General features: G+C 45.2%; 26 protein-coding genes. 23 read left to right on the forward strand and 3 right to left on the reverse strand.

Annotation, left to right across the window (positions count from 1 at the left end; translation table 11 throughout):
* Positions 1-8 precede the first annotated feature (8 nt).
* From lspA to AC08OG_RS05170, 19 genes are all read left to right on the forward strand, one after another.
* Positions 9-476, forward strand: a complete 468-nt coding sequence (gene lspA, locus AC08OG_RS05080) for a signal peptidase II (protein WP_292355711.1) — start codon at positions 9-11, stop codon at positions 474-476.
* Positions 473-1,570, forward strand: a complete 1,098-nt coding sequence (hisC, locus tag AC08OG_RS05085) for a histidinol-phosphate transaminase (protein ID WP_482930209.1) — start codon at positions 473-475, stop codon at positions 1,568-1,570. The genes lspA and hisC overlap by 4 nt, the downstream gene beginning before the upstream one ends.
* Positions 1,567-2,454 carry a prephenate dehydrogenase gene (locus AC08OG_RS05090; RefSeq protein ID WP_292355425.1) on the forward strand — a complete coding sequence of 296 codons (888 nt, stop codon included), beginning with the start codon at positions 1,567-1,569 and terminating at the stop codon, positions 2,452-2,454. The genes hisC and AC08OG_RS05090 overlap by 4 nt, the downstream gene beginning before the upstream one ends.
* Before the next feature lie 7 nt (positions 2,455-2,461).
* Positions 2,462-3,793, forward strand: a complete 1,332-nt coding sequence (gene aroA / locus AC08OG_RS05095; protein ID WP_482930210.1) for a 3-phosphoshikimate 1-carboxyvinyltransferase — start codon at positions 2,462-2,464, stop codon at positions 3,791-3,793.
* Positions 3,786-4,448, forward strand: coding sequence for a (d)CMP kinase (gene cmk / locus AC08OG_RS05100; RefSeq protein ID WP_292480996.1), 663 nt, complete (start codon positions 3,786-3,788; stop codon positions 4,446-4,448). The genes aroA and cmk overlap by 8 nt, the downstream gene beginning before the upstream one ends.
* 110 nt (positions 4,449-4,558) lie before the next feature.
* Positions 4,559-6,232: a 30S ribosomal protein S1 gene (gene rpsA, locus AC08OG_RS05105; protein ID WP_292480995.1), complete on the forward strand. Its 1,674-nt coding sequence runs from the start codon at positions 4,559-4,561 to the stop codon at positions 6,230-6,232.
* A 112-nt stretch (positions 6,233-6,344) separates the two neighbouring features.
* Positions 6,345-6,635, forward strand: a complete 291-nt coding sequence (locus AC08OG_RS05110) for an integration host factor subunit beta (RefSeq protein WP_069296502.1) — start codon at positions 6,345-6,347, stop codon at positions 6,633-6,635.
* Between the two features lie 5 nt (positions 6,636-6,640).
* Entirely contained in the window at positions 6,641-7,033 is a 393-nt protein-coding gene (locus AC08OG_RS05115) for an Mth938-like domain-containing protein (RefSeq protein ID WP_292758534.1), read from the forward strand.
* A 355-nt stretch (positions 7,034-7,388) separates the two neighbouring features.
* Positions 7,389-8,810, forward strand: coding sequence for a cytochrome-c oxidase, cbb3-type subunit I (gene ccoN, locus AC08OG_RS05120; protein ID WP_226074019.1), 1,422 nt, complete (start codon positions 7,389-7,391; stop codon positions 8,808-8,810).
* A 10-nt stretch (positions 8,811-8,820) separates the two neighbouring features.
* Positions 8,821-9,498, forward strand: a complete 678-nt coding sequence (gene ccoO / locus AC08OG_RS05125; RefSeq protein ID WP_292480991.1) for a cytochrome-c oxidase, cbb3-type subunit II — start codon at positions 8,821-8,823, stop codon at positions 9,496-9,498.
* On the forward strand, positions 9,491-9,700 hold the full coding sequence (locus tag AC08OG_RS05130; protein ID WP_300494074.1) for a cbb3-type cytochrome c oxidase subunit 3: 210 nt from the start codon (positions 9,491-9,493) through the stop codon (positions 9,698-9,700). The genes ccoO and AC08OG_RS05130 overlap by 8 nt, the downstream gene beginning before the upstream one ends.
* Positions 9,690-10,628, forward strand: a complete 939-nt coding sequence (gene ccoP / locus AC08OG_RS05135) for a cytochrome-c oxidase, cbb3-type subunit III (protein ID WP_300494076.1) — start codon at positions 9,690-9,692, stop codon at positions 10,626-10,628. Before AC08OG_RS05130 ends, ccoP begins: the two co-directional genes overlap by 11 nt.
* Before the next feature lie 295 nt (positions 10,629-10,923).
* A complete protein-coding gene (gene ccoG, locus AC08OG_RS05140; RefSeq protein WP_482930211.1) occupies positions 10,924-12,345 on the forward strand; it encodes a cytochrome c oxidase accessory protein CcoG in 1,422 nt (473 codons plus the stop codon).
* A complete protein-coding gene (locus AC08OG_RS05145; RefSeq protein ID WP_292757297.1) occupies positions 12,342-12,848 on the forward strand; it encodes a FixH family protein in 507 nt (168 codons plus the stop codon). Before ccoG ends, AC08OG_RS05145 begins: the two co-directional genes overlap by 4 nt.
* A gap of 25 nt (positions 12,849-12,873) precedes the next feature.
* Positions 12,874-15,330, forward strand: coding sequence for a heavy metal translocating P-type ATPase (locus tag AC08OG_RS05150; protein WP_482930212.1), 2,457 nt, complete (start codon positions 12,874-12,876; stop codon positions 15,328-15,330).
* Between the two features lie 3 nt (positions 15,331-15,333).
* Positions 15,334-15,546, forward strand: coding sequence for a cbb3-type cytochrome oxidase assembly protein CcoS (gene ccoS, locus AC08OG_RS05155; RefSeq protein ID WP_292757293.1), 213 nt, complete (start codon positions 15,334-15,336; stop codon positions 15,544-15,546).
* A 147-nt stretch (positions 15,547-15,693) separates the two neighbouring features.
* Positions 15,694-16,701, forward strand: coding sequence for an ABC transporter substrate-binding protein (locus AC08OG_RS05160; RefSeq protein WP_482930522.1), 1,008 nt, complete (start codon positions 15,694-15,696; stop codon positions 16,699-16,701).
* Positions 16,702-16,740: 39 nt separating this feature from the next.
* Positions 16,741-17,295, forward strand: a complete 555-nt coding sequence (locus AC08OG_RS05165; protein WP_482930213.1) for a hypothetical protein — start codon at positions 16,741-16,743, stop codon at positions 17,293-17,295.
* A 68-nt stretch (positions 17,296-17,363) separates the two neighbouring features.
* Positions 17,364-20,078 (forward strand): EAL domain-containing protein, encoded by a 2,715-nt coding sequence (locus tag AC08OG_RS05170; RefSeq protein WP_482930214.1) that lies wholly within the window; start codon positions 17,364-17,366, stop codon positions 20,076-20,078.
* Here the strand turns inward: AC08OG_RS05170 and AC08OG_RS05175 are convergent.
* Genes AC08OG_RS05175 through pip form a run of 3 tightly spaced genes read right to left on the reverse strand, consistent with a single transcriptional unit; the run spans position 20,057 to position 22,127 of the window.
* A complete protein-coding gene (locus AC08OG_RS05175) occupies positions 20,057-20,683 on the reverse strand; it encodes a lytic murein transglycosylase (RefSeq protein ID WP_482930215.1) in 627 nt (208 codons plus the stop codon). The two genes, AC08OG_RS05170 and AC08OG_RS05175, sit on opposite strands and share 22 nt — an antisense overlap.
* 11 nt (positions 20,684-20,694) lie before the next feature.
* On the reverse strand, positions 20,695-21,138 hold the full coding sequence (gene dtd / locus AC08OG_RS05180; protein ID WP_482930216.1) for a D-aminoacyl-tRNA deacylase: 444 nt from the start codon (positions 21,136-21,138) through the stop codon (positions 20,695-20,697).
* Positions 21,135-22,127, reverse strand: coding sequence for a prolyl aminopeptidase (gene pip / locus AC08OG_RS05185; RefSeq protein WP_482930217.1), 993 nt, complete (start codon positions 22,125-22,127; stop codon positions 21,135-21,137). The genes dtd and pip overlap by 4 nt, the downstream gene beginning before the upstream one ends.
* 113 nt (positions 22,128-22,240) lie before the next feature.
* On the opposite strand from pip, the gene sucC reads away from it, so the two are divergent.
* From sucC to AC08OG_RS05205, 4 genes are read left to right on the forward strand one after another with little or no spacing between them, the layout of a single operon-like run.
* The gene (sucC, locus tag AC08OG_RS05190; protein WP_482930218.1) at positions 22,241-23,404 is read left to right on the forward strand and encodes an ADP-forming succinate--CoA ligase subunit beta; all 1,164 of its coding nucleotides are present in this window, start codon (positions 22,241-22,243) and stop codon (positions 23,402-23,404) included.
* A 7-nt stretch (positions 23,405-23,411) separates the two neighbouring features.
* Positions 23,412-24,284, forward strand: coding sequence for a succinate--CoA ligase subunit alpha (sucD, locus tag AC08OG_RS05195; RefSeq protein ID WP_482930219.1), 873 nt, complete (start codon positions 23,412-23,414; stop codon positions 24,282-24,284).
* Positions 24,284-25,927: an NAD+ synthase gene (locus tag AC08OG_RS05200; protein WP_482930220.1), complete on the forward strand. Its 1,644-nt coding sequence runs from the start codon at positions 24,284-24,286 to the stop codon at positions 25,925-25,927. Before sucD ends, AC08OG_RS05200 begins: the two co-directional genes overlap by 1 nt.
* Before the next feature lie 8 nt (positions 25,928-25,935).
* Positions 25,936-26,274 carry a P-II family nitrogen regulator gene (locus AC08OG_RS05205; protein ID WP_292355467.1) on the forward strand — a complete coding sequence of 113 codons (339 nt, stop codon included), beginning with the start codon at positions 25,936-25,938 and terminating at the stop codon, positions 26,272-26,274.
* Positions 26,275-26,299 lie beyond the last annotated feature (25 nt).

A 26,299-nucleotide genomic window follows, 5' to 3' on the forward strand; every position in this document is an offset into this window, starting at 1 on the left:
CCAATATTATGATGAAGTGGTTATGGATTAGCGCCCTGGTTATTGTGCTGGATCAGCTGACCAAAGTTGTTATGGCAAACTGGCTGGAGCTTTATCAAACCGTTGCCGTGATGCCGTATTTCAATTTCACTTTGGCACACAATAGTGGAGCGGCATTCAGTTTTCTGGCGGGGGCCGGTGGTTGGCAACGCTTTTTCTTTATTGGTCTGGCGATCTCCGTTTCAATAGTGTTAATGATTTGGTTATCACGTTTGAAAGCGCAGGCAAAAGTCGAAGCGATAGCAATTGCATTGATTATTGGCGGTGCTATCGGCAATGTTATTGATCGATTCATCCATGGCTATGTTATTGATTTTATAGATATCTATGTTGGAAGTTATCACTGGCCAGCCTTTAACATAGCCGATGCGGCTATTTGTATTGGCGCCGTATTGTTGATTGTGGATAGTTTCAAAAAACCAGCGGAGCAAAAATGAATCTGTGTGATTTAGCGGTAGAAAGCATTGCCGGTTTGCAGCCTTATGTACCGGGAAAACCCATTGAGGAATTACAACGTCAATATGGCGTAAGAGATGTCATCAAACTCGCCTCAAATGAGAGTCCGATTGGTCCATCACAAGCTGCACAAGCTGCAATTGCGTTGGCAACTCGCGATTTAACCCGTTATCCGGATGGTAATGGCTATGCATTAAAACTGGCTTTATCTGAAAAGTTTCAGATTGATGCCAACCAGATTACCTTAGGGAATGGTTCTAACGATGTGCTGGAGCTTATTGCTCGCTGTTTTGCTTCACCTGCGGATGAAGTCATATTCTCCCAACACGCGTTTGCAGTATATCCATTGGTGACGCAGGCAATAGGTGCCACATTGGTGGAAGTGCCCGCCAAACAGTATGGACATGATTTAACATCCATGCAGCGGGCCATCACTGAAAAAACCAAGCTGATTTTTATTGCCAATCCTAACAATCCCACCGGAACGCATATTCCGGCAACGGAAGTTCATACTTTTCTGCAGTCAGTTGCTGATAACGTGATAGTCGTATTGGATGAAGCCTATATTGAATATGGCGATGAAGAGGTAAACAGCATTGATTGGCTCAAACAGTTTCCTAACTTAATCATTTGCCGTACCTTTTCCAAGGCTTATGGTCTGGCGGGATTACGGGTGGGTTTTGCGCTATCAAGTCCAGAGATTGCTGATTTATTAAATCGTCTGCGCCAGCCATTTAATGTCAATCATCTGGCGATGAGTGCTGCGATTGCCGCGTTGGGCGATGAAGATTATCTGCAATGTGCTAAACAGGTGAATACCGAAGGGATGCAGCAATACATCGATGGCTTTGATGCGATGGGATTGAATTATATTCCCTCAAAAGCCAATTTTATCTGTGTTGATGTAAACACCAATGCTGCTGATATTTATGAAAAGCTGCTGCAACAGGGCGTTATTGTCAGACCGGTTGCAGGCTATGGTCTGCCAAACCATTTACGCATAAGCATCGGCCTGGAGCATGAAAACCAGCGTTGTCTTGAAGCATTGGCAAACAGTTTGTCAGAGGCCAAATGATTAAGCATCTGGCTATCATCGGCGTTGGACTGATTGGCGGTTCACTGGCTTTGGCATTAAAAAAAGCCGGATTGGTTGAACAGGTGACAGGTTTCTCTCGCTCTCAGGCCGCGCGTGAAGAAGCTTTGGCGTTAGGTATTATCGATAAAGCAGCAGCGTCGCTGGCGGAGGCCGTAGCAGATGCCGATATGGTATTTGTGGCAGTACCAATGGGGGCGATGCAGGCAGTATTTGAACAAATAGCACCGCATCTTAAACCGCAGACGATTGTGACTGATGGTGGCAGTGCCAAACAACAGGTTATTGATGCGGCTCGCCAGGCATTGGGGATTAAGTTTGATCACTTTGTGCCAGGCCATCCGATTGCCGGTACTGAGAAAAGTGGCCCATCAGCTGCGTTTGCTGAGCTTTATCAACAGCATCGGGTCGTTTTAACCCCAGTGGCAGAAACCAATAAATCAGCTCTGGAACAAGTGCGTCAAATGTGGCAACAGGCCGGTGCAGATGTATTTGAAATGGAGGTTGAGCATCATGATGTGGTGCTGGCTGCTACCAGTCATTTACCGCATGTTTTGGCGTTTAATCTGGTCGGAATGTTAGCCCAGCGTGAAGATTGCGATGAAGTATTGCGATATGCCGCTGGTGGCTTTCGAGATTTTTCCCGGATCGCGTCAAGTGATGCAGTGATGTGGCGGGATATCTGCCTCGGCAACCGTAGTGCGATTCTAGAATTATTACAACAATATCGTAGTGGTCTGGATAAGATTGAACAGGCGATTCGGCAAGATGATGGCGATTATCTTATTGATATATTCGGGCGAGCAAAACGGGCCAGAGATACACGTTTCGCCGATCCAGATCTGAAAGATAACAGCGAAGTGTAAAGTGGGAGTGAACAGTAGCGTGAGCGGGCAGCAGGATCGTAAATTTATAGTACAGGCTGGTGGTCAATTAACAGGCAGCTTCCGCGTGCCCGGAGATAAATCCATTTCACATCGTTCTATTATGCTGGGATCACTGGCAGAGGGTGTGACTGAAATCAGCGGTTTTCTGGAAGGTGAAGATGCACTAGCGACATTGGCCGCTTTTCGTGCCATGGGTGTCAAAATTGATGGGCCGACGGATGGCAAAGTCACCGTGCATGGTGTCGGTATGCATGGACTGAAAGCCCCGGAAAATGATGTATATGTCGGTAACTCTGGCACGTCAATTCGCTTATTAAGTGGTTTATTGGCAGGGCAAAGTTTTGATGTGACGATGAGTGGTGATAAATCTTTATCAGGTCGTCCCATGCGTCGGGTAACCGATCCCTTAGCCCTCATGGGGGCAAATATCGATAGTGCAGATGGTAAACCGCCTCTGACTATTCATGGTGGCCATAAATTAAAGGCTATTGAATATGACTTGCCAATGGCCAGTGCTCAGGTTAAATCCTGTCTGTTACTTGCCGGCATGTATGCTGAAGGAACCACTAGCGTGACGGAACCTGCCCCGACTCGCGATCATACTGAACGCATGTTGCAAGGCATGGGATATCCAGTCGTGGTTCACGGTAACCGCATCAGTATTCAGGGTGGCGGAAAATTAACCGCAACCAGTATTGATGTGCCTGGCGATATTTCCTCGGCCACGTTCTTTATGGTGGGAGCCGCTATTGCACCGGGTTCGGATATTACTCTGCAACATGTAGGTATTAACCCTACGCGGACGGGTGTCATCAATATTTTGAAGCAAATGGGGGCGGATATAAGCTTGAGCAACGAAGCGGTAACCGGTGGTGAACCGGTGGCAGATATCCGGGTTCGCTATGCACCGTTGAGCGGAATTGAAATTCCTCAGGATCAGGTGCCATTGGCGATTGATGAATTTCCGGCAATATTTATTGCCGCAGCCTGTGCAGAAGGCCGCACAGTATTGACGGGTGCTGAAGAATTACGGGTGAAAGAGAGTGACCGAATTCAGGTCATGGCTGATGGATTACAGGCACTCGGCATCGATGCTCAGCCTACGTCTGATGGCATGATTATCGAAGGTGGAATTATTGGCAGTGGTGAAGTGGATGGACATGGTGATCATCGTATTGCGATGTCATTTGCCATGGCGGCATTACAGGCTGGCGGCGCAATACAGATTAATGACTGTGCCAATGTTGCCACCTCATTTCCGAATTTTGTCGAATTAGCGACTGACTGTGGTTTGCAGATTGATGCCTTCGATGTCTGATATACCTGTATTAACAATTGATGGACCCAGCGGCTCCGGAAAGGGCACTTTGGCCCAGCAGATGGCAGAAAAGCTGGGCTGGCACTATCTGGATAGTGGTGCCATTTACCGTGTCCTGGCTCAGGCAGCCTTAAAGCATCAAATTGATTTAACCGATGAAACCGCGCTGGCATCCATAGCGGGTCAGCTGGATGTGCAATTTGTGTTAAAGGATGGTCAGCTGCAGGTTGTTCTGGAAGATGAAGATGTTTCGTTACTGATTCGTTCTGAACAGGCGGGCAATGCTGCGTCGAAAGTTGCCGCATTTCCAGCCGTTCGCTCAGCTTTATTACAAAGACAGCGTGATTTTTGCCAACCGCCAGGGTTAGTCACAGATGGCCGCGATATGGGCACCGTGGTGTTTCCAGATGCGCCATACAAAGTCTTTCTTACAGCCAGTGCCGAGGTTCGGGCGGAGAGACGATATAAGCAGTTGAAAGAGAAAGGAATTGATAGTAACCTTTCCGATCTCGTAGCCGAAATATCAGAACGTGATGAACGGGATATGCAACGTGAAGTAGCGCCACTACGGCCTGCCGATGATGCCGTTATTCTGGATTCAACACAACTCGGTATCGAAGCTGTTTTAGAAAAAGTCAGTGCGTTAATCGGCTGATTTATTAGGGTACTTGTCTGGGTGGTCCAGGCAGGTTTTTTTGTTAATTTCCTGCAATCGCAGGACTAACGGGCGATTCTGTTATCTGAACAGGATCAAGGATATTTATAATGAGCGAAAGCTTTGCTGATCTCTTTGAAGAGAGTCTAAACGCAACCCCAATGCAACCAGGCAAAATTGTTACCGGTACGGTAGTCAATGTTGGCCCTGATGTTGTTATGGTTAACGCAGGTCTGAAATCTGAAGGCGCTATCCCAGTTGCCGAATTCATGAACGAAAAAGGTGAAATCACCGTTTCTGTTGGTGATTTGGTCGATGTTTCTCTGGAAACACTGGAAGATGGATTTGGTGCAACACAATTATCACGTGAAAAAGCCAAAGCCGCTGAAGCATGGATTAGATTGGAACATGCATTTGAAGCCAATGAAACCGTTATCGGTATTATTTCCGGTAAGGTTAAAGGTGGTTTCACTGTAGATCTGGAAAACATCCGAGCGTTCCTGCCGGGTTCACTTGTTGATGTACGTCCTATCCGTGATACTTCACACCTCGAAGGCAAAGAGCTTGAGTTCAAACTGATTAAGCTGGATCGCCCACGTAATAACATCGTTGTTTCACGCCGTGCCATTATGGAAGCTGAGAACAGCGTTGAACGCGAAGCCCTTCTGGAAACATTGGAAGAAGGCAAAGTGGTTAAAGGTATCGTTAAGAACCTGACCGATTACGGCGCGTTTGTTGACCTGGGTGGTATTGATGGTCTGTTGCATATCACTGATATGGCATGGAAACGTGTTAAACATCCTTCAGAAGTTGTCGCTATCGGTGACGAAATCGATGTACAGGTTCTGAAATTTGATAAAGAACGTGAACGTGTATCGCTTGGCCTGAAACAGTTGGGCGACGATCCATGGAAAGATATCGCACGTCGTTATCCAAACAGCACTCGCATCCAGGGTAAAGTCACTAACATTGCCGACTACGGTTGTTTTGTTGAAATCGAAGATGGCGTTGAAGGTTTGGTTCACATGTCTGAAATGGACTGGACCAACAAAAACGTTCACCCTTCTAAACTGGTTACTTTGGGTGATGAAGTTGAAGTTATGGTTCTGGATATTGACGCTGAACGTCGTCGTATCTCACTGGGTATCAAACAGTGCCAGACTAACCCTTGGGAAGAGTTCTCAATGACTCATAACAAAGGTGATAAAGTCAGCGGCGCTATCAAATCAATCACAGATTTCGGTATCTTCATTGGCCTGGATGGCGGCATTGACGGCCTGATTCACTTGTCAGATATCTCTTGGGAAGAAGAAAACGAAGAATTAATTCGTGACTTCAAAAAAGGCGATGAAGTAGAAGCGGTTGTATTGGCGATTGACCCTGAACGTGAACGCATTTCACTGGGTATCAAACAATTGCAGGACGATCCATTCTCAGCTTATCTGTCTGAACACCCACGTGGCACTGTTGTGAACGGTAAAGTCATTGCAGTTGATGCTAAAGGTGCAACGATTGAATTGGCTGAAGGTGTAGAAGGTTACGTTCGCGTAGCTGATATCGCACGTGAGCGTATCGAAGATGCCAGCAAAGTGCTGAATATCGGTGATGACGTTGAAGCTAAATTTACAGGAATGTCTCGCAAGGATCGCACGCTGACTCTGTCAATCAAAGCTAAGGATGATCAGGAAGAATCTGAAGCAGTGAAAGAGTACAGTAATGTTAGTTCCGGCAATACCACTTTAGGTGATTTGCTGAAAGAACAAATGAATCAGAAAGATAGCTAATCTGATCATTGGGTGAGCATCCGGTCAGACCGGATGCTCATTTTCTTGTTATACAGCTGCCTTTTTATTTAAGGCATAACCCAAAAGTCTACTGCCGGGAATCTAGGAAATTATGACCAAGTCTGATTTGATAGAAATACTATCCGAAAAACAATCTCTATTGAATTACCGAGACGTTGAACTAGCGGTGAAGTTAATTCTTGAACAGATGAGCGATTGTCTGTCACGTGGCGATCGTATTGAGATCAGAGGGTTTGGCAGTTTCACCTTGCATCATCGTCCACCAAGAGTAGGACGTAATCCAAAAAGCGGTGAATCCGTTAAACTTGATGAAAAATATGTACCACACTTTAAACCCGGAAAAGAATTACGCGATCGCGTTAATAATGCCGCTGGTTTTTAACAAAAATGAAAATTAGTCAGGAAGCCGTTACTGACGCTCTTGTAATTAAAAGTTATGGCGACGGCTTTCTACTGATTCAAGCACCAAATAAAACTCCACAACAAATAACGCATGACTGCGTTTTATCCCCTGAAGGTGTATATGATGCACTGGATCTTCAAACTCTCGCTGAACAGTCTAGCGATTCTCAAATTGAAACAATAAAATCCTTCAATGCTGACGTTGTCATTATGGTGACTAACGAAGGTATTACTCCCACTATATTACAAATTACTGGCAACTTGGCACGGTATGGGATCTCATTGGAAACCATGTCACTTGGCGCTGCTTGCCGCACCTATAACTTGCTATTGAATGAAGGCAGAAAGCCAATAGTATTGATTTACTTTTACAATTAATGCGGATGACAACTAATACACCGCAATTGAATAGGTAAATAACCATATTAACCATATGGATTAAATCATTGTTTTTACGCTACTTATTAGCGTCTGCTGAAATAGCTTTTTTGCTAATACTTGACCCCGTCAGATGAAGTCAGGAAAATTCTCCTATTTGGATAACTTCAAGCCAGTGGAGTAGAAGCAAAACCAGCAAAATTGATCTGGATCACGGATTTGAAATCATCAACATAGTTGTTTTGCGGTAAAATTCATTAGTTGGAACGTTAGGCAGAATGAAATGAAATGGGGTTCTGTTTCCTTAATAAAGAAACAGTGAAAGAGTTTTCATGAAAGAGAAGGTGTGATCGCTATGCAGGCGAAACAACAGTACAACTTTGAAGTGGTCAAATGGTTCGCCTATATGGCGTGTGTCTATTTGGTTGCCGGAACGGGTATGGGTGTATTTATTGCATCGCAGTTAGCCTGGCCAGATTTGAATTTTGATAATCCTTACATCAGTTTTGGTCGACTGCGCCCATTACATACCAATACGGTGATCTTTGCCTTTGGTGGTTCGACTTTGATGGCGACAGCATTTTATGTTGTGCAACGCACCTCTGGCGTCAGACTGTGGAGTGATAAATTGGCATGGTTCACCTTCTGGGGCTGGAACCTGATTATTCTTGGTGCCATCATTACTCTGCCTTTAGGTCTGACTCAATCAAAAGAATATGCTGAGCTGGAATGGCCGCTGGATATTTTAATTGCGGTGGTTTGGATAAGCTACATGTTCAATTTCATCATGACTTTATCAGTGCGTAAGGTTTCGCATATCTATGTTGCCAACTGGTTCTTCCTGGCAATGATGATCATGATTACCTACCTCCATGTGGTCAATAGTCTGTCTATTCCGGTCAGTATGTGGAAATCCTATTCCATTTTCTCCGGGGTTCAGGATGCGATGATTCAATGGTGGTGGGGTCATAACGCTGTTGGTTTCTTCCTGACAGCGGGTTTCCTCGGCATCATGTATTACTTTGTACCTAAACAGGCAAACCGTCCGGTTTACTCATACCGCCTCTCAGTTATCCACTTCTGGGCGCTGGTATTTGGTTATGTCTGGTTGGGTGCTCACCATCTTCAATATACCGCACTACCAGATTGGACCGGTTCACTGGGTGCAGCCATCTCCCTTGCGATGATTATTCCTTCATGGGGTGGTGCGTTAAACGGTATGTTTACACTGAGCGGTGCGTGGGACAAATTACGCACGGACTATATTTTACGTTTCCTGATCGTTTCTTTAGCGTTCTATGCGATGTCAACTTTCGAAGGTCCAGTTATGGCTTCGAAAACCGTAAATGCGTTGTCTCATTACACTGACTGGACCATCGGTCACGTTCACTCAGGAGCGCTTGGCTGGGTTGCCATGGTCTCTGTGGGTGCGTTGTATCACATGGTTGAACGTATGTGGGGCACAACCATGTATTCGGTCAAGCTGGTCAATCTGCATTTCTGGATGGCGACAATTGGTACCGCAATTTACATCACCGCAATGTGGGTTTCAGGCATCATGCAAGGTCTGATGTGGCGTGCATATGATGAATATGGCAATTTGGCCTACACCTTTGTTGAGTCTGTAGCACAGATGCATCCTTATTATGCGATGCGTGCAATTGGCGGACTGATCTTCTTCCTGGGTGCGGTCATCATGCTGTTTAACGTAACAGTGACTATTCGCCGCGCGATTGCAAAACCGTCCGCCGAAATGGCAACTGCAGCGAATATTTGAGGGTATCAGCATGGCTAAAAAATCTAATAAACGCATTAGCTTTCAAGAGTGGGTAGAGGTAAACGTCTGGGGATTGGTACTGGCAACAGCTTTGGTAGTCTCTGTTGGTGGTATTGTCGAGATCGTGCCATTGTTCTATCTGGATAACACTTTTGAGGATGATGTCTATCCTGAATACGAAGAACTGCAGGGTGTACGTCCGTACACTGCACTGGAGTTAGCTGGACGTGATGTTTATCAGCGGGAAGGTTGCTATCTGTGTCATTCACAAATGGTGCGTCCATTTCGTGATGAAAAAGATCGTTATGGTCATTATTCATTGGCGGTAGAGTCCAAATATGATCACCCGTTTCAATGGGGGTCAAAACGTACCGGACCGGATTTAGCGCGTGTTGGTGGTAAATACTCTGATGCATGGCATATTCAGCATTTACGTGACCCACGTTCTGTTGTGCCTGAATCCGTTATGCCTAGGTATCCTTGGCTGGACGAATCGACCATTGATGGTGAAGGTATGATTAAACGACTCAAAGCAATGAAAGTTCTGGGGGTTCCTTATAGCGATGAAGAAATTCTGGGAGCAGCTGAAGTCGTAGAAGGCAAAACTGAAATGGATGCTCTGGTAGCTTATCTGCAAGTGCTTGGCACCATGATTCAATTTGAACCAGGAAGAGATTACCGTGAGTGATTTTCTGTCTTATTTTAAGACAAACTGGTCTGCAATGACCGTAAGTGATTGGGTCGGTACCATTCTGACGGTTGTTATTTTCTTACTGATGTTTGGTATGTATTTCTGGGCTTTACGCCCAAAAAACAAAGAAAAACTTGAATCGCATCGTGACTTGCCACTGAGAGATGACGATATAAATTCGGAGAAAAATGATGGCTGATAACAATAAAAACCCAAATGAATGTCCTGATACAGGGCATGAATGGGATGGCATCAGAGAATTGACCAATCCACCGCCACGTTGGTGGACAATAGCTTTATACCTGAGCGGTTTGTTAGTGTTGGTATATTTTATTCTTTATCCTTCTCTACCATTGGTGAATGGAAACACCCAAGGTATTCTGGGTTGGACACAGATTAATGAATACAAGGAAGACATGGCACAAATCAAGGAAAAACGTGCACCTTTTGAAGATCGTATTGCTGCAATGTCAGCGGAAGAAATTCTCGAAGATGATGAACTATTACGTTATGCAGTAGGTTCAAGCAAAGTTCTTTATGGTGATAACTGTGCAGCCTGTCATGGTGTTGGCGGATATCCTCAACCTGGTTCAGGTTACCCAATCCTTGCTGATGATGACTGGTTATACGGTGGAACAGTAAACAAAATCATTGAAACTCTGGCCAAAGGTCGTCAAGGAATGATGCCTGCACATGCTGAACTGTTAACAGAAGAAGAAGTGGATGGCCTGGTTGAATTCGTGTTGAGTAACTCAGCTGGTGAAGCTACCGAAGCGCAATGGAAACTTTACAACGAAAAAGGTTGTGTAGCGTGTCATGGTGCAGAAGCTAAAGGGATTCAGCAGTTAGGTTCGGCTAATTTGTCTGACAAAGTCTGGCGCTTTTCTGGTGAACCGGATGAGATTCGCCATACAATTCTGCACGGTGTAAATGATGCAAATGATCCTAACACCCGTATTGCAGTAATGCCGGGCTGGAATGAAAAACTTGCTGTTCGTCTGGAAGCAGAAGAATACGGTGATGATCCTGAAGAATATTATGAAGGTGATGAAACTCAACGGCTTTCAGAAACTGAAATCAAAAAGCTTGCTGTTTATGTCCATCAACTTGGTGGTGGCGAAGAGTAAACGTCGAACTGACGTAATTACGAGTCGATAGATTCAAGGAGATTGATATGGGATTAGATGCTGTAGCGATTGGTGCTATTGTGAGCCTTGTACTGACAATTGTTGTGATTGCCGTGATTGCTTACAAGGTCATTAAAAACATGGAAGACAGTTCCAACGATAATTAACTGTCTGACGATTCAAAAAAAGCCGATTTTGTCGGCTTTTTTTGTACGTCAAAAGCTAAATTAGTAAATGCTTATATTATTTGGCATGTTATAATCCCATCGGATAAGTTGCCTGTGAGGTACAAACTGTGTCGGAACAACTGAAGTCAGCAGAGCTCAATATTAATGACATCTATGATGAGGTCTCTGACTGGCATGTTAATGCCGGCGGCACTAAGGTCGTAGCAAAGCGGATGTCCGGCCGGTTCAGACGACTTAAATGGTTTGGCATGTCCGTCTGGTTAATTTTCTTTATTGGGCCTTATCTACGCTGGAACGGGGAACAGGCAATTCTTTTCGATATCCCCAATCGTCAATTCAACTTTTTAGATATCACCATTTTCCCACAAGATATCTGGATGCTTTCCCTTACATTATTGTTCTTTGCCATATTGCTGGCTGCTGTAACCAGTATTGCGGGCCGGGTATTCTGTGGTTATTTCTGTTTTCAAACTGTCTGGACAGATGTTTTTACCTTTATCGAAACCCGGATTGAGGGTGACACACCTCAAAAGGCGATGAAGTTTAAAAATTCACCAACAACCGTTAGCAAAGTCTCCCGTATTGTACTGAAACACGCTTTATGGCTGTCAATTGCCTTATTGACTGGCGTGACCTTTGCTGCCTGGTTTACCGACGCGTTTCAACTCTGGTACGACTATTTTCATCTGCAGGCGTCATTAGCCGCTTGGATCGTCCTGGCTATGTTTACTATTGGCACGTATATCTTTGCTGGATTTATGCGTGAGCAGGTCTGTTTCTGGCTATGCCCATACGCCCGTCTACAGGGTGTTATGTATGATCAAGATACTGTGCTGCCAGCTTATGATGCTGAACGTGGTGAACCACGTGGCAAACTTAAAAAAGGTGCTGTGGATTCCAGCAAAGGCAGTTGTATTGATTGCAAAGTGTGTGTGGCCGTATGCCCTACCGGAATTGATATTCGTAAGGGACAACAGGAGGGATGTATCACCTGTGGTATGTGTATTGATGCTTGTGACAGTATTATGGACAAGACCAATCAGCCCCGTGGTCTGATTCGTTATGCCTCATACAAGGATTTACATCATAATGCTCAACCCGCCGCATTATATAAACGTCCGAGAGTCATTATTTATTCATTTATATTAATGATGGCAATGTCCGGCGTTGGTTATGGGTTTGCCACACTCTCGTCAACAGAGTTTCAGGTTATTCACAATCGACAACCAGTCTTTGTTCAGCTAAGTGATGGATCTATTCAGAACCGTTACACACTTAAAATGCTTAACAAAACCAACGAAACCATGGAAGTTCAGTATGGCATCAGTGGTTTGGAAGGCGCCACTTTGCATGGTATTGACCACAGCGTTATTATTGAACCAGGCAAAGTTATTCCATTACAGGCGCTGGTAAGAGTGCCTGATGGTGAACTCAACACAGAACTGGAACACCTTACATTTATTGCAAATGTCGTTTCCAACCCGGGTGTTTCTGTCCAGTATGAAAGTGTCTTTATGGGGCCGAAATGATGGCAATCTCACAAGAAAATAATCAAGCACTGAAAAACCCATGGGTCTTAGGTTTTCTGGCATTTTTGTGCACTTTTGTCACGATGAATATCATATTTATCTATCTGGCATTTAAGTCGCCACCAAATCTGGTCGTCGATAATTACTATGAACGTGGCAAAGCCTACGCTGAAAAAGAAATGCAGCTGGAGCAGGAAAATAAGCTCGGCTGGAGCGGGGTCATTATGGTTCCGGCCAATAACCGGGTTAACCAGCGTCAGGCCTATGAAGTGCTGATCCAAGGAAAAAATTCCAAAACTGTGAATTTGGATTCTGTCAGCCTATTCGCTTATCGCCCATCGGATCAGCGTCAAGATTTTTCAGTTGAAATGAATCCCATTGGACTGGGGCGGTATGGAGCGGATATTGAGTTTGGTTTGCCAGGTAACTGGGACATTATTGTCGAAGCCAAACGTGGAGAGGATGAGTTTCTGATTACCCGCAGAATTTATATTGATCCTTAATTATTTAAAAGCAAGTTGATAGTTTTTGTCTGAATCTGCCGCGCAAGCTAAAAAAAGCGAATGTTTTCATTGTGGGTTAATTGTAAAAAATCCCGGTGAATTTACTGCACAAATAAATTCTCTTCCACATGAGTTTTGTTGTCATGGCTGTCAAATGGCATGCCAGACAATATACGCAGCGGGGCTACAGGGTTTTTATAATAAAACGCCAGAAGGCGAATCGCTCGCTCCTCCACCTGAAACCGCTAATGATTTTCATGCCTATGATATTGATGAAATTCAGGCAGATTATGTCGATGATCTTGGTGATAAACGCACCATCTTCCTGTTAATTGATGGGATACATTGTGCAGCCTGCGTATGGTTAATTGAACATGCACTGCATAAATTACCCGGCGTGTTGGCGGCAGATGTTAATTTGACTGCAAAACGCTGTCGAATACGCTGGGATAATCGAGAAACATCCTTATCTGTTTTAATGCACCATTTGGCTAAACTGGGTTATGCAGCAGTCCCTTTTGACCCCGAAACGGCAGAGGGTGCATTGGCCAAGCGTCATCGTGGATTAGTCTATCGCATGGCATTTGCCGGTTTTGCCATGATGAACCTGATGTGGGTTTCCATTGCGTTGTATTCCGGGGCAGCAGAAGACGAGTTCCGCAATCTGTTTCATTGGGTGGGATTTTTTATTGCTACCCCGACATTGCTTTATTCAGGCTATCCTTTTTTCCGCAATTCAATTAGTGGATTACGCAGCCGTTATCTCACCATGGATTTGCCGATTGCCATCGGCGCTACTGCAACCTATCTGTACTCGACGTATATCACCTTCACTGGATCGTTAGATGGCGAAGTCTTCTTTGATACGGTAGTGAATTTTATCTTCGTCATTCTTATTGGCCGATATTTGGAAGCGCTTTCCAAACGGAACGCGCTATCTGCAACGCGACGCATGCTGGAGTTACAGCCGAAACTGGCAACCGTAATGGATGCGGGAATCCAGAAAACAGTGCCGATCCGTTCGGTAAAAGCAGGGGATCTGGTGCTGGTACGACCGGGTGAAAATATACCAGTCGATGGCATTGTGACCGAAGGTGAAAGTGCCGTAGATGAATCAATGCTGACAGGCGAATCACAACCGATACGTAAACAACCTGACGATTCTGTAGTTGCCGGCAGTATTAATGGAGAAGGCGCTTTTGTTGTCAGAGCAAAATATGTATTACGCCATACTGCCCTGGCTAAAATTATTGCGCTGATGGATGAGGCACAAACCTCTAAAGCACCTATTCAAACGCTTGCAGACAAAATCGTTCCCTGGTTTGTTGTTGTTACCCTGACTCTTGCTACGTTGACCTTTATGTACTGGGTGGGAAGTGATTTTGAAAAAGCATTATTGGCTGCAGCCTCGGTATTAGTGGTGACCTGTCCCTGCGCTTTTGGCATGGCAACTCCAATGTCGATTGCGGTTGCCAGTGGTGTGGGGGCCAGCAATGGCATTTTGATCAAACAAGGAGTTGCATTAGAGAAATTATCCAGTGTGACGCATTATGTGTTTGATAAAACTGGCACATTGACTGAAGGTAAATTACGGCTGGTTAAACAATTCACTGCGGAGGGCATTTCACCACAAACTGTGTTACAGATTGCGGCGTCAGCAGAGCAACAGTCCGAACACGGTATTGCAAAAACGATTATCTCCGCCGCTCAGCAAGAAAACCTGCCTTTATTGGATATTTCAGCGTTTAATGCTTCTCCGGGAAGAGGGGTGGAAGCGGATATTGAAGGACAGAAAATTCTTGTTGGTACGGCAGAATGGATGACATTGCATGCCATAAAGCTAAACGGTGAATGGCAGTCACAGGTCAATCAACTGGAACAACAAGGGATCAGCGGTGTATTTGTGGCGCGTGATCAAAAACTGATAGGCATTTTAGGCTTATTCGATACGTTACGTGATGACGCCAAAAACATGATTGCTGATATGTTGGCGCAAGGGCTAAAAGTGACGGTATTAAGCGGTGATCGCCAGCTGGTAGTGGATTCTGTTACCGCAGATTTAGGCAATATCCAGCGATTGGCCGAAGTATTGCCTGCTGAGAAACGGCAGGTGATTCAAAGATTACAGCAACAAGGCGATTGTGTTGCAATGGTGGGAGATGGCATTAATGATTCACCGGCATTAATCCAGGCTGATGTCGGTATTGCTCTGGCTTCGGGGACCGATGTCTCTATTGAAAGTGCCGATGTTATTCTATCGCACAATCAACTGAGTCAGGTGGCCTTGGCAAGGCAGTTGGCTTCCCGGACATTACGCACCATTCGGCAGAATATTGTATTATCCATTAGTTATAACGTGATTATGGTTCCATTAGCGATGATGGCCTTAGTCAGTCCCTTACTGGCAGCAATCACGATGCCGATTAGTTCGTTACTTGTCATTGGTAATGCTGCCAGGATTAGTCGAATAGTTAAGAGGTAGGCTATGGAAGTCATTTATGGACTTTTACCCGGTATGCTATTACTGGGCCTGGTGGGTGTTGCAGTGTTTTTTTGGGCTGTTCGCAGTGGTCAGTATGACGATATGGATGGTGCCGCTAACCGGGTATTGATGGATGATGATAACGATCCTGAAGAGACCGAAGACCAAGCGGACAAAGAAACACAAGAACAGAATGAAGTCCGCAAGGATGAATAGGCTTGTTGTCCTGTGTTGCGTTGGCCTATTGCTGACGAAAAATGTCCTGGCTGAAAATATACATGTTGGCATGAGTAGTGCGTTAAGTGGTCCATTAGCTGAAATGGGACTGTCAATGCAAGCCGGAATAAATACTTTTTTTCCAAAATAAATTATCAGGGAGGCATTCAAGGCAATATTATTGAGCTATTGGCATTGGATGACTCCTACGAACCACTTCTGGCAGCCACCAACATGCGACAGCTGATTACTGAGCATGATGTTGTGGCAGTGCTGGGTAATGTTGGAACCCCAACGGCAGTGGTTACTGTTCCGATTGCTGAGCAATCTCAGGTTGCTTTGGTCGGTGCATTTTCCGGTGGTGAAGTGTTAAGGCGAGATCCCCCTAGTCGTTACATCATTAATTTCCGACCAGGATATCGACAAGAAGTCACTACGTTGATTAACGGTTTATTGAATGCGGGCATTCAAGCCGATGAAATCGCTTTTTTTACTCAACAGGACAGTTATGGCAATGCAGTATTTCAGGCTGCATCATTAGCTTTGCAAGACAGAGGCTTTTATCAGGCGGATTTCCTGACCCATGCCTATTATTCACGCAATACGTTGAATGTTGAAAGTGCCGTTGCGACGATTCTCAAAGCAAAAAAAACACCCAAAGTTATTCTGATGGCTGGCAGTTATGCCCCATCAGCCAAGTTTATAAAACTATTGCATGCAGACAAGCCGGACATGTGGTTTGTGAATGTTTCATTTGTCGGTAGCCATGTATTGGAGCAATCTCTTAAAGGGATTGATGCAAATGTTCTGGTCAGTCAGGTTGTGCCGGAAATAGATGCTGATTTACCAATCGTCAATGAATATCGGCAGGCCTTAGAGCAATATGATAAAAAGCTGCAGCCTAATACGGTCTCTCTGGAAGGATATATCGTTGCAAAAGTTTTTTGTCAGGCATTAAAACGTATTGATGGTCCGGTCACACGTCAATCAGTTGTTGATGCTTTATATAATCTTGAGGATTGGGATATTGGTCTGGAGACCCAGAGGAGTTTTGCCAGTAACGCCTCACCAGCAGGCAGCAAAGTGTGGCTCAGCAAACTTGAAAACGGTTCGTTTAGATCCTTTGAATGGCGTGACTTTGAGTTACCACAGTAGCTTCATCAACAGGATGTGAGCAAAATGAACAGGGAAAATATGTTTAAAAATTGGAGCATCCGTGCACTGCTGCACTTCTGGGCAGTCATTACCGTATTGATGGTATTGCTAATGGCGGCAATAGCCTTGTTCAGTCATCAGCATTACACAAAAAATCAACTCCAGCTTACCGAACAAGTGTTTCCGCTGGTAGATAATGCCCGACAAATCACTATCAGTGCAGCTGCTTTTATTTCGAGGCAAAAACAGATTATCAGTGCCAGAAATGCTGATGAACTTGCCAGTATTTCTCAAAGAGCGCCGCTTGAAGCTGAATTTGAACAAACCTGGCAGCGTTTATTGGTAAGTATGCAGGAGCTGGAAATTTCACCAGAGCTCACCACTGTATTAACTGATTACTATCAGCAATTCCTCAAAACAGATAGCCAGTTATTGCAGCAAATGCAGGTTCAGCACCAATTATCTGAACAGCTTGAACAACGTACCGAAAGTGTGTCCTCCCTGGGAGAGGAGATTCAGGAAATTGCCGAGGCCATTACCGGCAAAATTGATTTGACCCTGACCAGACAAATCCAGTCTTTGCGCCCCCCGTAGCAGAACAGCCTGATACATCTGCGTTAATTGATAATTACAGTGCCGTTGAACGAAGCAGCTATTCTTTGATGCTGAATGTGCTGCGCATCAGTATGTTAAGTCAGCAAATTCGTGAAACACAAAACCAGGATTTGCTGCTCAGTATCAGGGAAAACGATATTCGGGAACAGGAGTCGATGTTGCGAAATGCTATTTTGGTAATCAAGCAGCATTTACAAAATTACCCTGATTTGATGCTACAGGCCGATTTATTACAACAACAGATTGATAGCTTTATTCACTTGGTAGTTGATGATGATAATTCGGTTTATCAATTGCGCATCCGACAAATCGAGGCATATGAACAATCCCAAATCGTGCAACAGCAGGGATTGGATATATTAGAAATACTGATGCTGAATCTGAATAATCTTTCCGCCAGAGTAGGTGACCAGGGGTTGGTCAGAACGCAGGCATCTGCTGCTCTGGCCAAGACAGCAAAATGGTGGATGATTATTAGTTGTTTGATTATTTCGTTAGGTATCACCGGTTTTGTGCTCACCATGACAGCACGAATCAATCAACCGATGCAACGCTTGCGTAAAGCGATGCATGCTTTGTCAGCTCAGAATTTTGATACCCGTATGCCTACCGACAATGGTCAAAGTGAATTTAATTTACTTGCCAATGACTTTAATGTTTTTGCAGCACAAACACAGAGTCTGATTGAGACACTGGATGAGACCCGACATTCACTTGAGGTGAGGGAAACACGGATTCGAGCTATTCTTAATGGTGTTCCGGAAGCCATTCTGGCGCTCCAGGCAGATGGAACAATCAGTTCCTGTAATCCCGCGGCAGAAAAAATATTAAAAGCCAGTGAGAACCAATTGGCGGGTCAGAAAATATTGCAGTTTTTTGCGCAGACAGAATCAATTCAGTCCCTTGGCGATATTGAGCAGCAGCAAAAAGACAATCGTGAGTTCGAAGGTTTGAACTGGTTTGGCGAGTCATTTTCTATGTGGGTTTCACTCAGTCCTTTATCAGAATTTGATGATGATATCTGGGTTTGCGTTATTTCGGATATCAGCACATGGAAAAGAACCAAACTGGCATTAGTTCAAACCAGCAATGAATTAAATGCCATTCTTGAAAATGCCATGGTAGGTATTGCTTTTATCAAGAATCGTCAGATTATTCGGGTAAATAATAAGTTCGAACAATTGTTTTTGTTTTCCCGGGAGGATATTGAAGGCAAAAGTACTTTATGTCTGCATCCTAGCGAGGAAGCTTTTGAGCGTTTTGGAGAACAGGCTTACAGCACATTGTCTGAAGCAGAAAATTTTGAAGCTCAGGTAGAAATGATCCGTGCCGATGGCGAGAAATTCTGGTGTGCTGTCGCTGGTCAGGTAATTGACCCGCTCAATCCAGCGGAGGGATCTATCTGGCTTTATGAAGATGTGACTCATCAGCGTCAGAATGAAGAACGACTGACTCGATTAGCCAGCAGCGATATTCTGACCGGCTTACCTAACCGAGGTGTATTTAAAGATCGCCTTGAACATGCCATACACAAAGCTAAACGACAAAATGGTCGACTCGCTGTGTTCTTTCTCGACTTGGATCATTTCAAACATATCAACGATTCACTGGGCCATAAAGCCGGTGATATCCTGCTTTGTGAGGTAGCACGACGCATTCGTTCCTGTGTCAGGGACAGTGATACGGTTGCCAGATTAGGCGGGGATGAGTTTACCGTTATTCTGGAAGATATCACATCGGCTCAATATGTCGGCAGAGTCGCTGAAAAAATTCTCAGCACGACAGCTTTGCCGTATATGCTCGATAACATTGAAGTCAATATCAGTCCGAGTATCGGGATAAGCTTATATCCTGCTGACGGGCGTGATGTAGATATGCTGGTGCGCAATGCTGATGCAGCGATGTATTACGCCAAGGGTAGCGGTCGTAATAATTTTCAGTTCTATTCCTCAGAAATGAACGCCCAGGCATCACAGCGTCTGGCGATGGAAACTGGTTTGCGTCGTGCAGTTGAATTGCAGGAGTTTTATCTGCAGTTTCAACCACAGATTGATCTGGAAACTGGCCGTGTTGCAGGTGCTGAGGTTTTATTGCGTTGGCATACAGAGCAATGGGGAGATGTTTCACCAGCGATTTTTGTACCCGTGTTAGAAGATACCGGTCTGATAAGTGCGGTAGGAGAATGGGTGTTAAGGAAAACCTGTGAAGCCTACATGGCAAATCAGAGTTATTTGCCCGATGACTTTTTAATGGCAGTCAATCTTTCGGGCCGTCAGTTCAAAGGTAATTTACTGGTCAACTTTATTCGCAACCTGCTTGAACAAACCGGAATGCCTGCGAAAAATCTCGAGCTGGAGATTACCGAAAGCCTGTTAATGGAAAACACTGAACAAGCTGTTCAGACCCTAAGAGAATTGAGTTTGCTTGGTATTACTCTGGCGATTGACGACTTTGGCACCGGTTATTCGTCTTTGTCATATTTGAAGCAGTTCCCGCTCAATGTGCTCAAGATAGACCGGACTTTCGTTCGCGATGTGACAGAAGACAGTGACGATGCAGCTATTGTAAATGCCATTCTGGCCATGTCGAACAGTCTGGCCCTGGAAGTTGTCGCAGAGGGGGTTGAGACCGCAGAGCAGCTGGCATTTTTACGTAAAAGCCAGTGCAAACGTGCACAGGGTTTTTATTTCAGCAAGGCCATCGACCTGAATGACCTGATGGATTACATAAAACAAACCGATCAGGATGTGCGGGCCGTATAAGTCAGCACTGGACGTTCTTCAGGGTGAAGCCGGATAGTGAGACCAATGTTCGGGTAATGCCAGATTTGTGCCGGGCTTTCTTCTGCCTCATTATGAATTTGTTCAGGTTCACCAAAACGCGTGCGCACCATTTCCTCATCAAGACGTACTGAAGGAATATAAGTAAGCACTGCTGCCGGAGCAGATAATAGAGCCTGCTTATCATCAAAAGCAGGATCATAGCGCCGTGCTCCACTGGGTTGGAGTTTGGCCGAAAGAGCTCTTTCCGCCATCGCTTGTAAAACCTCTTGAGGAACCTGCAGATTAAGGACAGTACGTGCTGAAAGTCCACCAAGGTTTACGGATTCAAAAAATACTTCAGCTGAGATATCGTCGTTTTCAGAAATAAACAGAGCCGCTTCCCCAGCTTCACGCCATAACTGCTGAATTTCCCCGTAAGTAGTAGTGCCTAAGTGCACACCCATCACCTCAATTTGGTTATCAGGCATTACCGTCACTTCCCAGGGTTTGGGTGCTTTGGGTTGGGGGGAGGGGACCAGCATTAATGCTGCGATGGCAATAACGACTAAAGTCGTACCAAGTAAAAATTTGAGCAATATACGCATAAATATCCGAATTAGTTAACTTGTAGCCAGAAAGTGACTGGCCCGTCGTTGGTCAGTGAAACCTGCATATCAGCAGCAAATTGCCCGGCTTCAACCGTGAGGGGTTGCAGCCGTGCCTGCGCCAGCAAATAATCAAATAATTGTTTGCCCTGGTCGGGCGGGGCAGCAGGCGTGAAACTGGGGCGATTGCCTTTACGGGTATCAGCGGGCAAAGTAAATTGCGGTACCAGCAATAAATCACCTTTTATATCGAGCAAACTTAAATTCATTTTGTCGTCGGCATCGCTGAATACCCGATAATTTAAAATGCGTTTTAACAATCGATCAGCAACAGCCATCGTGTCGGTTTTTTCTATACCAATCAATACCAGCAAACCCTGGCCGATTTGAGCAATGGTTTGATTTTTATTGATGGCCACATCCGCCTGACTGACACGTTGTAACAAACCAATCATATTAGTTTTGATGCCAATTGATCTGTCGTTCTGACCAGCGCATCAATAATCGCAGGCTCACTTGCTGCGTGTCCAGCCATCGGCAACACTTCAAACTGTGCATTCGGCCAGCGTTGATAAACTTCCCACGATTGCTGCATTGGACACACCATATCGTAGCGTCCATGAATGATAGTTGCCGGGATATGATTAATTGATTCGATGCTTTCCAACAATGGCTGGTCTGCCAGAAAACAATTATTCAACGCGTAATGCAATTGAATTCTGGAGTGTGCCAGTGGTCCCGGCGATTGCTCAGCATCAGGTTGATAATGTTGATCGCGGAGCATCACGATGGTGGCTTCCCAGTTTTGCAATGTATTGGCAGCAATTACCTGTTGAGAGACATCCGGATGGGTTAATTTCTGATAAAAATATGCCAATGGCGAATTTTGCTCACTTTCCGGTAAATCCTTCACCAGTTCATGCCAGGCTTCAGCAAACACTCTGGATGCGCCGCCTGCAGCGTAAACCCAGTTAATATCCTGCTGTCTGCCAAGAAACGTACCGCGTAACACCATGTTTGAGACATTTTGGGGATGCTGTCGGGCATACGCTAACGCTAATGTGGCTCCCCAGGATCCACCAAATAACATCCACTTATCGATATTGAGTAATTTGCGGATAGCTTCCATATCCGCTATCAGATAATCGGTAGTGTTATGTTCCAGCTCACCTGCTGGTAACGAACGTCCGCAACCACGCTGATCAAATAAAATAATGTGATATAGCTCAGGATCAAAATAACAGCGGTGCTGTGGTCGGCAACCTGAGCCAGGCCCACCATGTAAAAATATAACCGGGATTCCCTGTGGATTGCCGCACTGCTCGAAATAAACCTCATGACGTCGACCATCCGGCATTTCTTCACAGGATAATAGCTGGCTGTGAAAAGGCTCGATATCAGGGTATAGAGTACGCATATGCTGTTCCGTATTGGTTTTCAGCACGCAACTATATCATGACAGATGATGGTAATTATTACCTTGATGGGCGAAAATATGACGTTTAACTGTTGGCACTGCTGTTCAGCAATAATAAAGACATACAAGGCGAACTCAACATGAACCTGCATGAGTATCAGGCAAAACAATTGTTTAACCAATATGGCATCGCAACACCTAAAGGACAGATGATAGCTACTGCTGATGACGTGGAATCTGCCATTACAGCAATTGGTGGTGAACGTTGGGTCGTAAAAGCCCAGGTGCATAGCGGCGGACGTGGTAAGGCCGGTGGTGTGCGTGTTGAAGATAACCAGGATGCGGTGAAGGATGCGGTAAATGCCATGCTGGGAAGTCAGCTGGTGACACACCAGACGACGGCAGAGGGCTTACCGGTAAATAAAATCTGGATTGAAACCCCATCATCAATTGCCCGTGAATTATATCTCGCCTTACTGGTCGACCGCGTCACGCAACGTGTTGTGTTTATGATTTCTGCCGAAGGCGGAATGGATATTGAAGAAGTCGCTGAAAAAACTCCTGAAGCTATTTTAAATCTTTACGTCGATCCAGTAGCCGGCCTGCAATCTTATCAATGTCGTCAGGCGGGTTTCTTTTTACAGTTAACCGGTACAGCCTTCAAACAATTACAGCAACTGATGCAAAATCTGTATCAGCTGTTTTGTGAAAAAGACATCAGCCTGTTGGAGATTAACCCGCTAGTGGTGACCGATTCCGGAGATTTACTTGCATTGGATGCCAAAATCAATGTCGATGATAACGCTTTATATCGTCACTCGGATTTGGCCGAATTATTTGATCCAACCCAGGAAAATCCGGCTGAGGTAATCGCGCGTGATTTCGGGCTGAATTATATTGCGCTGGATGGCAATGTGGCCTGTATGGTCAATGGTGCCGGATTAGCAATGGCCACTATGGATTTGATACAGAAACAGGGTGGTGAACCGGCCAACTTCCTTGATGTGGGGGGCGGTACCACTTCGGATCGCGTTGCCGAAGCGTTCAAGTTGATTTTATCTGATAAAAAAGTGAAATCCATTCTGGTGAATATCTTTGGTGGAATCGTGCGCTGTGACCTAATTGCCCAAGGCATTATGCAGGCGGCCAAGGAGGTTGGTTTATCGTTACCGGTAATCGTTCGACTGGAAGGTACCAATGCCGATTTGGGCCGTACATTACTGGAAAACAGTGGAATGAATTTACGCGTAGCACAGGATTTAACTGAAGCAGCAGCCATGGCTGTCACTGCGGCAGGGGAGTAATAAACACGTGAGTATCTTGGTTAATAAAGACACCAAAGTTATCTGTCAGGGGTTTACCGGCAAACAGGGCACTTTCCATTCTGAACAGGCTATTGCCTATGGGACGCAGTTCGTTGGAGGGGTTACCCCCGGTAAAGGTGGGCAAACTCATCTTAATATGCCGGTATTTAATACCGTGCATGAAGCAGTCAACGAAACCGGTGCTGATGCCAGCATGATCTATGTTCCGGCAGCATTCGCTGCTGATGCCATACTGGAAGCAGCTGACGCCGGCATTAAAGTGATTGCCTGTATCACAGAAGGTATTCCGGTACTGGACATGTTGCGGGTAAAGCACGCGCTTAAATCCTATGATGCCAGATTAATTGGGCCAAACTGTCCAGGTCTGATCACGCCTGGCGAATGTAAAATTGGCATTATGCCTGGCAGTATTCATTTGCCAGGCAAAATCGGTATTGTTTCTCGGTCTGGCACGCTTACTTATGAAGCGGTTTATCAGACAACGCAAAACGGGCTTGGTCAAAGCACCTGTGTCGGGATTGGTGGTGATCCAATACATGGTATGAATTTTATTGATTGTCTGGCGTTATTTGAAGCTGACCCCCTGACCAAAGGCATTGTTATGGTCGGAGAAATCGGCGGTCAGGCTGAAGAGGAAGCTGCAGAATACATCAAGCAATATGTGACCAAACCGGTTGCGGCCTATATTGCCGGTTTAACCGCTCCAGCAGGAAAACGTATGGGGCATGCGGGGGCTATTATCAGCGGTGGACAAGGTACAGCCAAAGCCAAACTCGCAGCACTGGAAGCAGCCGGCGTGGCGATTGCAGGTTCACCGGCAGAAATTGGTTCAACCATGCTGCAACTAATGGAAAAGTAATGGCTAATAATCAACTTCGGGTAGTGCTGGCACAGATTGATCCGGTTGTGGGGGATGTCGCTGGCAATACCAGAAAGGTAATTGCGGCCACCCAGCAAGCAAGGCAAGAGCATGATGCTGAACTGGTTGTGTTTCCCGAACTATGCCTGACCGGTTATCCACCGGAAGATTTGTTACTGCGACCCGGTTTGTTAAAGCGGGTCGATAAAGCATTGCAGACCCTTTGTCAGCAAATTGATGATATTACGATTATTGTCGGTCACCCGCTCGGTGAAGTAGGTAAAGAATTATTTAATGCCGCTTCAGTGATCAACAAAAAACAAATCACCGCCCAATACCTCAAACAAAAATTGCCTAATTATGGTGTATTTGATGAAAAACGCTATTTCATTGAAGGACGTGAGGCAACCATCATTGATATTAACCAGTTCAAAATTGGCCTGACTATTTGCGAAGATATCTGGTTTATTGAACCTTCGTCACAGGCGGTGGATTTGGGGGCTGAAATCATTATGAATCTCAATGCCTCGCCATTTAAACAGGATAAAACCCAGTTACGCGAGGCAGAAGTAAGCCAGCGGGCACGCGAAAATAATGTGCCTGTTCTATACGTGAACCAGATTGGCGGACAGGATGAACTGGTATTTGATGGTGCCTCATTTGCAGTTAATGCCGCGGGCGAAAAATGCATACAGGCTATTCAGTTTGCTACAGCGTTGGTACCGATAACACTTCATAAAACCGACCACGGCATTGAACTTAGCGGGCCACAACAACCGTTGATGGAAGAACTGGAAACGGTCTACCAGGCATTAGTCTGTGGCTTACGTGATTATGTTGAAAAAAACCGTTTCCCTGGTGTCGTAATTGGTTTATCGGGTGGGATTGACTCTGCATTGACCATGGCTCTGGCTGTCGATGCGTTGGGAGCTGAACGAGTACAGGCAGTGATGATGCCATCGCGTTATACCTCACAAATCAGTCTGGATGATGCAGCAGAAATGGCTGCGATCTTGGGTGTTCAATATCGAAATATTAATATTGAAAATCTGTTTCAGACCTTTCTGCGTGAGTTGGAAGATGTTTTTGCTGGTACCCAGCCTGATGCCACGGAAGAGAATATTCAGGCGCGTTGTCGCGGTGTATTGCTGATGGCAATATCCAACAAAACTGGCGCAATGGTACTTTCTACTGGTAACAAAAGTGAAATGGCCGTTGGTTATTCCACATTATATGGAGATATGGCGGGTGGTTTTTCGCCATTAAAGGATGTGTATAAAACGCTGGTTTATAAGCTTGCACGCTATCGCAACAGTTTATCGGCGATCATTCCTGAACGCATCATAAGTCGACCACCTTCCGCTGAGCTTTCAGCAGACCAGCTGGATCAGGATTCATTACCCGCCTATGAAATACTTGATGAAATCCTGGAAGCCTATATTGCCAAAGATGGCTGTTTTGAAGATTTAGTGGCTTCGGGATTTGATGCAGAAACGGTTGCACAGGTCATCAAAATGGTAGATCGTAGTGAATATAAACGGCGGCAGGCTCCTCCGGGAATTCGTATTACTGGAAGAGCATTTGGCAGAGATCGTCGCTATCCGATAACATCAGGGTATACCGTAACATCAACAATAGAGTAGGCAATCACATGAAAAAAATTGAAGCCATAATCAAACCGTTCAAACTGGATGATGTACGTGAAGCATTGTCCGATATCGGAGTCACTGGCATGACAGTTTCCGAAGTTAAAGGCTTTGGCAGACAAAAGGGCCATACTGAACTTTATCGTGGTGCTGAGTATGTTGTGGATTTTTTACCGAAAGTAAAAATGGAAATTGTATTGGCAGATGATCAGGTGGATGCCTGTATTGAAGCAATTACCAAAGCCGCGCATACCGGCCGCATCGGCGATGGCAAGATTTTCGTTTCACCGTTGGAGCGAGCCATTCGCATCCGTACTGGTGAAGATGGCGAAGCCGCTATCTAAACAATCAATTTCAAAGATGACGCTG

The sequence above is a fragment of the Methylophaga sp. F7 genome (assembly GCF_056863975.1).

Excerpts from the sequence above, each read along its gene's own strand:
- hisC (WP_482930209.1), top strand. The coding sequence starts at position 473 with ATGAATCTGTGTGATTTAGCGGTAGAAAGCATTGCCGGTTTGCAGCCT.
- rpsA (WP_292480995.1), top strand. The coding sequence starts at position 4,559 with ATGAGCGAAAGCTTTGCTGATCTCTTTGAAGAGAGTCTAAACGCAACC.
- ccoP (WP_300494076.1), top strand. The coding sequence starts at position 9,690 with ATGATGGCTGATAACAATAAAAACCCAAATGAATGTCCTGATACAGGG.
- sucC (WP_482930218.1), top strand. The coding sequence starts at position 22,241 with ATGAACCTGCATGAGTATCAGGCAAAACAATTGTTTAACCAATATGGC.
- lspA (WP_292355711.1), top strand. The coding sequence starts at position 9 with ATGATGAAGTGGTTATGGATTAGCGCCCTGGTTATTGTGCTGGATCAG.
- ccoO (WP_292480991.1), top strand. The coding sequence starts at position 8,821 with ATGGCTAAAAAATCTAATAAACGCATTAGCTTTCAAGAGTGGGTAGAG.
- AC08OG_RS05090 (WP_292355425.1), top strand. The coding sequence starts at position 1,567 with ATGATTAAGCATCTGGCTATCATCGGCGTTGGACTGATTGGCGGTTCA.
- AC08OG_RS05175 (WP_482930215.1), bottom strand. The coding sequence starts at position 20,683 with ATGCGTATATTGCTCAAATTTTTACTTGGTACGACTTTAGTCGTTATT.
- AC08OG_RS05200 (WP_482930220.1), top strand. The coding sequence starts at position 24,284 with ATGGCTAATAATCAACTTCGGGTAGTGCTGGCACAGATTGATCCGGTT.
- dtd (WP_482930216.1), bottom strand. The coding sequence starts at position 21,138 with ATGATTGGTTTGTTACAACGTGTCAGTCAGGCGGATGTGGCCATCAAT.
- cmk (WP_292480996.1), top strand. The coding sequence starts at position 3,786 with ATGTCTGATATACCTGTATTAACAATTGATGGACCCAGCGGCTCCGGA.
- AC08OG_RS05205 (WP_292355467.1), top strand. The coding sequence starts at position 25,936 with ATGAAAAAAATTGAAGCCATAATCAAACCGTTCAAACTGGATGATGTA.
- AC08OG_RS05165 (WP_482930213.1), top strand. The coding sequence starts at position 16,741 with ATGTTTAAAAATTGGAGCATCCGTGCACTGCTGCACTTCTGGGCAGTC.
- AC08OG_RS05115 (WP_292758534.1), top strand. The coding sequence starts at position 6,641 with ATGAAAATTAGTCAGGAAGCCGTTACTGACGCTCTTGTAATTAAAAGT.
- AC08OG_RS05110 (WP_069296502.1), top strand. The coding sequence starts at position 6,345 with ATGACCAAGTCTGATTTGATAGAAATACTATCCGAAAAACAATCTCTA.
- ccoS (WP_292757293.1), top strand. The coding sequence starts at position 15,334 with ATGGAAGTCATTTATGGACTTTTACCCGGTATGCTATTACTGGGCCTG.
- AC08OG_RS05170 (WP_482930214.1), top strand. The coding sequence starts at position 17,364 with ATGCTGAATGTGCTGCGCATCAGTATGTTAAGTCAGCAAATTCGTGAA.
- AC08OG_RS05145 (WP_292757297.1), top strand. The coding sequence starts at position 12,342 with ATGATGGCAATCTCACAAGAAAATAATCAAGCACTGAAAAACCCATGG.
- ccoN (WP_226074019.1), top strand. The coding sequence starts at position 7,389 with ATGCAGGCGAAACAACAGTACAACTTTGAAGTGGTCAAATGGTTCGCC.